The following is a 7,376-nucleotide window of genomic DNA, read 5'->3' on the forward strand; positions in this document are numbered from 1 at the left end:
CTCGCGGCCCCCCCGCCGTCGATCATCCGATGATGCCTTCTCGTCGACTCACTCTGCGACCGGGAGGCCGAGGTCCTTCAGGGAGGAGACGGCGGTGTCCTGCGCGGTGGTGAAGATATCGGCCACCGATGCGGTGCCGGCGACGGCCGCAGCGGCGGTCTCGTTCATCTTCGACAGCGTCGAGAAGCCAGGTGCGTACGGGAAGTCGGGGTTCAGGTTCTCGGTGGCCGTGCTCAATTCGGCGAGCACATCCTGACCGCCGAACTGGCGCAGCATCTTCTCGGGGGTCTCCACGTCGCCCTTGGCTGCGACGACGAGGCCCTGCGATGCGAGGTCGTCGACCTGCGTGTTGAACCAGTCGTTGAACTCCATCGCTTCGGCGGGGTACTCGCAGCCCTTCATCACCGAGACACCGGAACCGCCGTCAGGGCCGCTCATGGCACCCGCGCCGAAGTCGGGAAGCTGGGCGACGCGCCACTGCCCCTCGGCCGGTGTGCCGTCGAGCGAATCGAGGAGGAACCCGGCCTCCCACGCGGCTCCGACGTGGCCGATGAGGCTGCCGTCGTTGAGCGCGGCGGTGAAGCCCTCACCCCAGCGCTCGGTCGCCAACGTCTGCTTGCCGTCGAGCAGGCCCTGCCAGAACGCGGCGACGCGCTCGGAGCCTGCGCCCTCGGCGTCGACCTTCCACTCGTCGCCGGCGGTGCTGAACCAGGTGTCGCCGGCCGCGGCCGACTGGGCGGAGAGCCAGTTCTGAGCCTCATCCGGTGTGAACGCGGTGACGTACTTGCCGGCGGCGGCCGCGGCGGCGGAGTCGGCCGTGAGGTCGTCGAGCGTCTTCGGGGCGTCGAGGCCCAGCGCCGTGAACTCGGCCTCGTTGTAGAAGTAGACGAGGGGGCCGGTGTCCTGCGGGAGGCCCACGATGGCGTCGCCGACCTTCATGCCGCTGAACGCACCGGCCGAGAAGTCGTCCTCGTACTTCTTCGCCTCGTCCGCGACGTCCTGCAGCAGTCCCTTGACGAACAGCTGAGGGACCTCCGAGTAGCCCGTCTGCGCGAGGCAGGGTCCGTTGCCGGCCTTCACGTCGGTCTCGAGCTTGAGGATCATGTCGCTCGACTTGCCGTCGAACTTCGTCGCCTTCACCTGGATGTCGGGGTGTTCGGCGTTCCAGCGGTCGACGATCTCGGAGGCGGGGGTCATGCCCTCGCCGTCAGGCAGGCGGTGCAGGTACTCGATCGTGATGGGCTCGCCGCTGGCGCCACTGTCACCGGAGTCGCCGGATGAGCAGGCTGCGAGGCCGAAGGCCGACACCGCGCCGACCGCGACGATCGCGGCGGTGCGGGTGAAGCGAGGGGTGATTGCCATGCTGTTCTCCTCTTTGAGGTCATGTTCCTGCGGATCGCCCTGGGCGGGGGTGACGCCGAGGCGCCGTCGATCACAAGCACATCCAACCACAGAATGTTTGCGCTCACAACCGACAAACGAAGTCGGTGACGCTTATACTCGGCCTCATCGAGGGAGCGCTGACATGCTCTGACACGCACACGCCGACCGTCGGTTTCGCGGCGATGCCCCGATCCGCCGGAGAGGACATCTGCCGATGACACGAAGCCCGCTCGTCCTGATGAACGATTGGATCTCCGCGATGCCTCCGCGAGCGTTGGTCGAGACCGCGCTCCGCGAAGGCTACGACGGGGTGGAGCTCTGGCTTCCCTCGGAGTCGAGCGCCCGGCGCGAGCTCGTCGCGGCGATAGACGAGACCGGTGCGCCGGTCTCGTTGCTCGTCGGAAGCGTCGAATCCGATCCTGAGGCGCACCGCCACGCGCTCGCGCTCCAACTGGATGCCATCGGTGCCGAGGGCATCGCCCCGCTGCACATCACCCTGCACGCCGGTCGGGACCACTGGAGGGAGCGGGACCTGGACGCGCTCGCCGGCTGGATCGTCGCCGAGCGCAAGCGGACCGGCATGGACATCCTGGTCGAGACGCATCGTGCGCGGATGCTCCCCTCCGCGCACTCCTCGGCGCGATTGCTCGAGAGGCATCCGGGCCTCCGGCTGACGCTCGACGTCTCCCACTGGATGGTCTCCGCCGAGTCGCTGTTGCAGGATCAGCCCGAGGCCATGGCGCTGGCTGTCAACCGCGCCGACCATATCCACGCACGATTCGGACACGCGCAATCCCCCCAGATCGATGACCCGCGATCTCCGCGATGGGCGTCCGCTGTCGAGGCGCAGTGGGGATGGTGGGACCTCGTCGTCGACCGTCTGCGCTCCGAGGGCCGTCGCCCGACTTTCCTGGCGGAATTCGGACCGTCGGACTACGCGACGCCGGACCCGCGGACGGGGCTGCCGCTCGGTGATCCCGCCGCACTCAATCGCTGGATCACCGGGCAGATTCGTGGCCGCTACGCCTCCGACGAGTGATCGCGAACTCCTGGCCGATGCGGAGCGGTCTCTGAAGCGATGCATGTTTGCGCTCACAAGCCCCATGTGAGGACATCCACGGTCGATCCAGTGCGCGCGGGGAGACGATCATGCACGGTGGGTGTGGATCTCATCACCGACGCGGATCACGCCACCACCCGGGGGTCGGCCGTCGTCCGACGGTGCCCAGCCGGGCAGGAGCAGGCGTCCGAGGGTCGGCTCCTGCTGGGCGAAGGCGCTCGTGAGGGTGGTGAGCACCTTGGCATCCCGCACGCCCGTCTCCGGGTTCGCGTGGGTCGCGAGGCAGCGCACGATGGGGCCGGCGGCCTGGAAGGCGACGTCGCCGACGCGCACCTGGCCGGTCCACTCGAGCTCGCTCCACGGGGAGGCGTCGTCGATCACCACGTTGGAGCGGAAGCGTCGGTCGTCGACGTTCGTCCCGAGCGCCTCCCCCAGCGCGCGAACGCTGGCCCGTCCGTGAATCGAGACGTAGCCGCGCGGGCGGTCCTGGAAGCGCGACGTCTCCCCGTCACCGACGAGCGCGAGCGGGAGTCGGCCGGGGCGTCGCAGCCGACGGCCCTCGGGGGTCGCGAGGACGAAGTCGGTGACGGCATCGGTCAGTTCGCGCCGTCCGCTGTCGTCGAGGGTCGCCTCGACGAGCACCGAGCCGGCGTGTTCGATGCGGATGCGTCGGGTCTCGTCGTCATAGCTCGTGCGCAGGGCGGCGAGCGCGGGAAAGTCCTGGAGTGCGAGCCCCTTGGCCTTGGGCCAGTAGTCGAAGCCGTCGCGGTCCTCCGGCTCGGCGGCATCCGCGAACCGGAAGGCGAGCACGCGATCGCCGGTGATCCGGCCGTCGGGCTGCACGGTCAGGGAGTCCCGACGCTCGGGGGTGAGCCCCTTGATCGGGTGACGGTAGAGGGCGACGACGTGTGCCATGAGGAGATCCTCTCAGCTGGCGACGTCGGGGCATGACAGACGGTGCTCTGTCGCTGAGCACATCGTCTCAGCGCCAGAGCACGACGAAACACCCGCACGTGGTGCGGGTGCGACGAACAGAGGGGCGGTCAGGCCTTCTCTAGTTCGTCCTCGTCTTCGTCGGCATAGTCATCGGCCCACTTGTCGACATACGCGTCTTCGTCGGTCGGATGACCCAACTCGCGCTCGAGAGCGGAGTAGTTCACCGACGGACTGTACGCCTTGAGTTCGCGGGCGATCTTGGTGTGTTTCGCCTTCTGACGGCCACGGCCCATGCGCGAGACCCCCTCACGAGTTAAGCTGCGGGCTGTTCAGGCCCGATGCATTTCACGACACCGGCTGAAGGCCGGTAAGAGTAGCATTCAGAATAGCACGCGGGTACGACCCTCTGGCTGATGCCAGGCCGGTGAAGGGAACGATCATCATGACCGACAACACCTCCACTCCGTCCGACGAGGCCGCGCAGAATGCGGCACTGCAGAAAGCCGTCATCGTCGGCATGCAGCTGGACCAGGACCGACACGTGATCGATGAGGCCGTCCGCTACGCGCGACTGCTGAGTGCACCGCTCGTGGTCGCGCACGTCGACGTCACGCGCTTCGTGACGTACGAGGACCCGGACGGCTACGTCCACTCGGCTCCGATCGACATCAACTTCGACGCCGGAGCCGCGGAGTTCGAGGCGGTCGAGGCCGCTGCGGCCACGCTGCTCGCGGGCACCGACGTCACCTGGACGGCGCGGCAGCTGGTCGGAGATCCGGCTCTGGCGATCAAGCAGCTCGCCAACAAGCTCGACGCACAGCTGATCGTCGTCGGTACACGCAAGCGTGGCATCGGCGAGTCGATCAGGGAGTTCTTCACCGGATCGGTGGCCGCGCGCCTCGCGCACCGGCAGCATCGTTCGATCCTGGTCGTGCCGCTCGGAGAGTCGGTGCCGGACGAGCAGAAGGAGATCTGGCCCGAGAAGTAGCGGCCGTTCCCTGGACGCAGAAGAGGCCCCGTCGGCGATTGCCGGTGGGGCCTCTTCTCGTGCGGCGTCACCGCACGTGGATGACGATGCCGTGACGTCGCGCGGAGGGTGGCGTCTGCACGACGGGTGGGGTGCGGAGCTGCGGTGGTCGCGCGTGCCCCGGCAGAACAGGTTCCACCCGCGGGCGAGCGCCGTCCTGCCGCGGACGTGCCGCACCCGGCTCCGAACCGATCACGGGCGTGGCGTGCTCAGGGCGACCGTGACGCCGCGTGCGGCGGTGTCGAGCGCCGCTTCGAGCTCGGTGACGACCGAGGGGGAGAGGGTGCCGCCCTTCGCGATGTGGGTGCGCAGATCGGTGCGCACCCGTGCGCGGAAGGCGTTGATCACGGCATCGGCGCGGTGCATCTCCTCGCGGCTGACGAGCCGGGAGTCGTCGGTCGCCGTGCGGGGACGGTTCTTCGCCGCCGTGCGCTCGCCCTTCTCGGCCGCTGCCAGATCGGCGCGAAGGCTCTTCATCGCGTCCTGGACGCTCTGCCGCACTTCGCTCGCGATCAGCCGCACCGAGTCGGTGAGGCCGGCTTCGATGCCGGCGAGGTCGCCCTCGCGCGACGCGAGCTCCGCCCGCCCGGCCTCGGTGATGGAGTAGATGGTGGTGCGGCCGTCGACGGTCTTGGTGACCAGCCCCTCTTCCTCGAGCTTCGCGAGCCGGGGATAGATGGTCCCGGCGCTCGGCGTGTAGGTGCCGCCGGTGCGATCGGTGAGCGACTGGATGATGCCGTAGCCGTGCTGCGGCGCCTCGGCGAGCAGCGACAGCAGGTACAGGCGCAGGTCGCCGTGGGAGAAGACCGCGGGGCTCATGCTTCCCACTCCGGGTCGTCGGCGATCGATGCCGGGGTGCGGCGGAGGACCGTCACGCCGCCCGAGACGGAGTTCGCGCGCAGGTCGACGAAGCGTCCGGCGAGCTCCCCGGTCGTGCCCGTGTAGTTGCTGGGGCCCGAGGTGCTGCGCTCGACCCCGTCGATCAGCAGGCGGCCGCTCAGCGACCGGATGACGTAGTTCGCGGCGAGCGACTCGTCGAGGCGCACGGTGGTGCCGCCAGAGACCGAGTTGACGTTGATGGTGTTCACGTCGCCCGCGGCGTCGACCAGCGTGGAGCCGGAGACGATGTCGACGGTCGCCCGGCGCACGGCACCGGTGACGGCCACATCGCCCGAGACGCTGTTCGCGCTGATCGAGCCGGTGAGGCCGCGCACCTGCACGTCGCCCGACACGGAGTTGACCGTGAGGTCGCCGATCAGGGTGTCGACGATGATGTCGCCTGACACGGTGTTGAGGCGGGCGTCGTTGCGGAGTCCGGAGACCAGAGCCCCGGCGCTGACGACGCCGAGGTTCAGGGCGATCGCGCGGGGGACCGCGACGCTCACCTCGGCGCGGGGGCCGCCGGATCCGAAGTTGCGGAACACCTCGAGGAAGTTGTCCCAGCCCAACTGCGGGTGGTCGATCTCGACCTCGCCGTCGTGGGATTCGATGCGCAGGTCTTTGGTGGTGACACCGTGCACCTCGATGCGGATGCCCGGTTCGTCATGGGCGATGATGTCGACCTGTCCGCCGACGAGGCCCACCTTGAGGCGGGTGACGGATTCGATGTCGATGACGCGTTCCTCGCCGGGGGCGATGAGCCACTTCTCGGTCATGTCTGCTTCTCCTGGGTTGAGGGTCACGATATATCGTGTGTTGCCACGATAACACGATATATCTCGATCCTGTCAAGAAGGGAGCGCGGATATTCGCTGAAAGATGTTGACCTTGACGCAACGTCAACTTCTAGAGTTCAAGACATCACCGCACGACCACGAACGAGAGGAGGCGGTATGGAGACGGATGACTGGTCGATCCAGGAGATCGCCCGCCTCGCCGGAACCACGAGCCGCACACTGCGGCACTACGACGACATCGGCCTGCTGCCGCCCTCGCGCATCGCGCGCAACGGCTACCGGCACTACGACGGCCCGGCGCTGGTGCGTCTGCAGCGCATCCTGCTGCTGCGGGAATTGGGGCTCGGTCTCCCGCAGATCGCGGACGTGCTGGGATCCGCATCGGACAGCGATGCCGCAGCGAGCGAGGCATCGGCCCTGGAAACCCATCTCGCGCTGCTGCGCGACGAGCAGACCCGGCTGGCGCGTCAGATCGCGTCGGTCGAATCCACCATCACGGCATTGAGAGGAGGTGAGAACCTCATGGCAGAGAACATGTTCGACGGCTTCGACCACACGCAGCACAAGGAGGAAGTCGAGGAACGCTGGGGGAAGAAGGCCTACGCCGACAGCGACAGCTGGTGGCGCGGGATGACGGACGCCGCGCGCGCCGACTGGCAGCAGCGCGCGTCCGACCTCGGGCGCGACTGGATCGCCGCCGCGGAGAGCGGCATCGATCCGGCTTCACCCGCGGCCCAGGAGGTCGCGCGTCGCCACGTCGAGTGGCTCACGGGCATCCCGGGCACACCCGCCGCCGCCCCCGGCGGAGACGTCAAGGCATACGTGATCGGGCTCGGCGAGATGTACGTCGCGGATCCGCGCTTCGGCGCGAACTACGCGACATCGTCCGGCGGCACGCACGGTGCGGAGTTCGTCCGCGACGCGCTCCGCGTCTACGCGGAGGGCAACCTCTAGGCCACGTACCGAGCCGACCCCCTCCTGAGCGATGTCCGCGCAGGAGGGGGTCGTTCGCGTCCGGCACACGGCCTAGCCGACCGGCGCACTCGCGTGCAAGGGGGAGCCTGAGGCCCAGGCGCGGGCGTAGGGTCATGCCATGGTCCACCGCCGTGAGCGCGCGAACAACGCGCCGCTGTTCGCCGCTGCGGCCACGGCCTACGCCGTGAACTGCGCACTCGGCGCATCCGTCGCCGCGCGCCTGGTCGACACCAGCCGCTTCCGCTGGCTGCACCACGCGCTCTACATCGCGACATGTGCGACCTCGGCTGTCGCCGTCGTGGCGGGCTGGTCGCGGGGG

At 68.6% G+C, this 7,376-nt stretch carries 8 protein-coding genes and 1 pseudogene; 4 read left to right on the forward strand and 5 right to left on the reverse strand.

The window, feature by feature from the left end; all coding sequences use genetic code 11:
• Nucleotides 1-48: 48 nt before the first annotated feature.
• Nucleotides 49-1,362, reverse strand: coding sequence for an ABC transporter substrate-binding protein (locus B2869_RS08305; protein ID WP_136023792.1), 1,314 nt, complete (start codon nucleotides 1,360-1,362; stop codon nucleotides 49-51).
• A gap of 259 nt (nucleotides 1,363-1,621) precedes the next feature.
• On the opposite strand from B2869_RS08305, the gene B2869_RS08310 reads away from it, so the two are divergent.
• Entirely contained in the window at nucleotides 1,622-2,422 is an 801-nt protein-coding gene (locus tag B2869_RS08310; protein ID WP_292764950.1) for a sugar phosphate isomerase/epimerase family protein, read from the forward strand.
• A gap of 108 nt (nucleotides 2,423-2,530) precedes the next feature.
• Here B2869_RS08310 and B2869_RS08315 read toward each other — a convergent pair whose 3' ends face one another.
• Nucleotides 2,531-3,358 (reverse strand): MOSC domain-containing protein, encoded by an 828-nt coding sequence (locus B2869_RS08315; protein ID WP_292764953.1) that lies wholly within the window; start codon nucleotides 3,356-3,358, stop codon nucleotides 2,531-2,533.
• A gap of 128 nt (nucleotides 3,359-3,486) precedes the next feature.
• Complete coding sequence (locus B2869_RS08320) at nucleotides 3,487-3,672, reverse strand: DUF3073 domain-containing protein (RefSeq protein ID WP_029259537.1); 186 nt, start codon at nucleotides 3,670-3,672, stop codon at nucleotides 3,487-3,489.
• Nucleotides 3,673-3,821: 149 nt separating this feature from the next.
• On the opposite strand from B2869_RS08320, the gene B2869_RS08325 reads away from it, so the two are divergent.
• Nucleotides 3,822-4,367 (forward strand): universal stress protein, encoded by a 546-nt coding sequence (locus B2869_RS08325; protein WP_029259536.1) that lies wholly within the window; start codon nucleotides 3,822-3,824, stop codon nucleotides 4,365-4,367.
• Nucleotides 4,368-4,598: 231 nt separating this feature from the next.
• On the opposite strand, the gene B2869_RS08330 is transcribed toward B2869_RS08325, so the two are convergent.
• Both B2869_RS08330 and B2869_RS08335 read right to left on the reverse strand, forming a co-directional pair.
• Nucleotides 4,599-5,225 carry a PadR family transcriptional regulator gene (locus B2869_RS08330; protein WP_029259535.1) on the reverse strand — a complete coding sequence of 209 codons (627 nt, stop codon included), beginning with the start codon at nucleotides 5,223-5,225 and terminating at the stop codon, nucleotides 4,599-4,601.
• Nucleotides 5,222-6,061 (reverse strand): DUF4097 family beta strand repeat-containing protein, encoded by an 840-nt coding sequence (locus B2869_RS08335; protein ID WP_029259534.1) that lies wholly within the window; start codon nucleotides 6,059-6,061, stop codon nucleotides 5,222-5,224. Before B2869_RS08335 ends, B2869_RS08330 begins: the two co-directional genes overlap by 4 nt.
• 177 nt (nucleotides 6,062-6,238) lie before the next feature.
• On the opposite strand from B2869_RS08335, the gene B2869_RS08340 reads away from it, so the two are divergent.
• Together B2869_RS08340 and B2869_RS08345 are read left to right on the forward strand one after the other, a co-directional pair.
• Nucleotides 6,239-7,036: a MerR family transcriptional regulator gene (locus B2869_RS08340; RefSeq protein WP_292764968.1), complete on the forward strand. Its 798-nt coding sequence runs from the start codon at nucleotides 6,239-6,241 to the stop codon at nucleotides 7,034-7,036.
• Nucleotides 7,037-7,175: 139 nt separating this feature from the next.
• Nucleotides 7,176-7,376: pseudogene (locus tag B2869_RS08345) on the forward strand (hypothetical protein); the annotation flags it as partial.

This window comes from Microbacterium sp. UBA3486, assembly GCF_002377845.1.
Taxonomy (GTDB): domain Bacteria; phylum Actinomycetota; class Actinomycetes; order Actinomycetales; family Microbacteriaceae; genus Microbacterium; species Microbacterium maritypicum_A.

Coding starts and splice junctions, on each gene's coding strand:
- B2869_RS08305 (WP_136023792.1), bottom strand. CDS start 1,362: ATGGCAATCACCCCTCGCTTCACCCGCACCGCCGCGATCGTCGCGGTC.
- B2869_RS08325 (WP_029259536.1), top strand. CDS start 3,822: ATGACCGACAACACCTCCACTCCGTCCGACGAGGCCGCGCAGAATGCG.
- B2869_RS08340 (WP_292764968.1), top strand. CDS start 6,239: ATGGAGACGGATGACTGGTCGATCCAGGAGATCGCCCGCCTCGCCGGA.
- B2869_RS08310 (WP_292764950.1), top strand. CDS start 1,622: ATGAACGATTGGATCTCCGCGATGCCTCCGCGAGCGTTGGTCGAGACC.
- B2869_RS08315 (WP_292764953.1), bottom strand. CDS start 3,358: ATGGCACACGTCGTCGCCCTCTACCGTCACCCGATCAAGGGGCTCACC.
- B2869_RS08330 (WP_029259535.1), bottom strand. CDS start 5,225: ATGAGCCCCGCGGTCTTCTCCCACGGCGACCTGCGCCTGTACCTGCTG.
- B2869_RS08335 (WP_029259534.1), bottom strand. CDS start 6,061: ATGACCGAGAAGTGGCTCATCGCCCCCGGCGAGGAACGCGTCATCGAC.
- B2869_RS08320 (WP_029259537.1), bottom strand. CDS start 3,672: ATGGGCCGTGGCCGTCAGAAGGCGAAACACACCAAGATCGCCCGCGAA.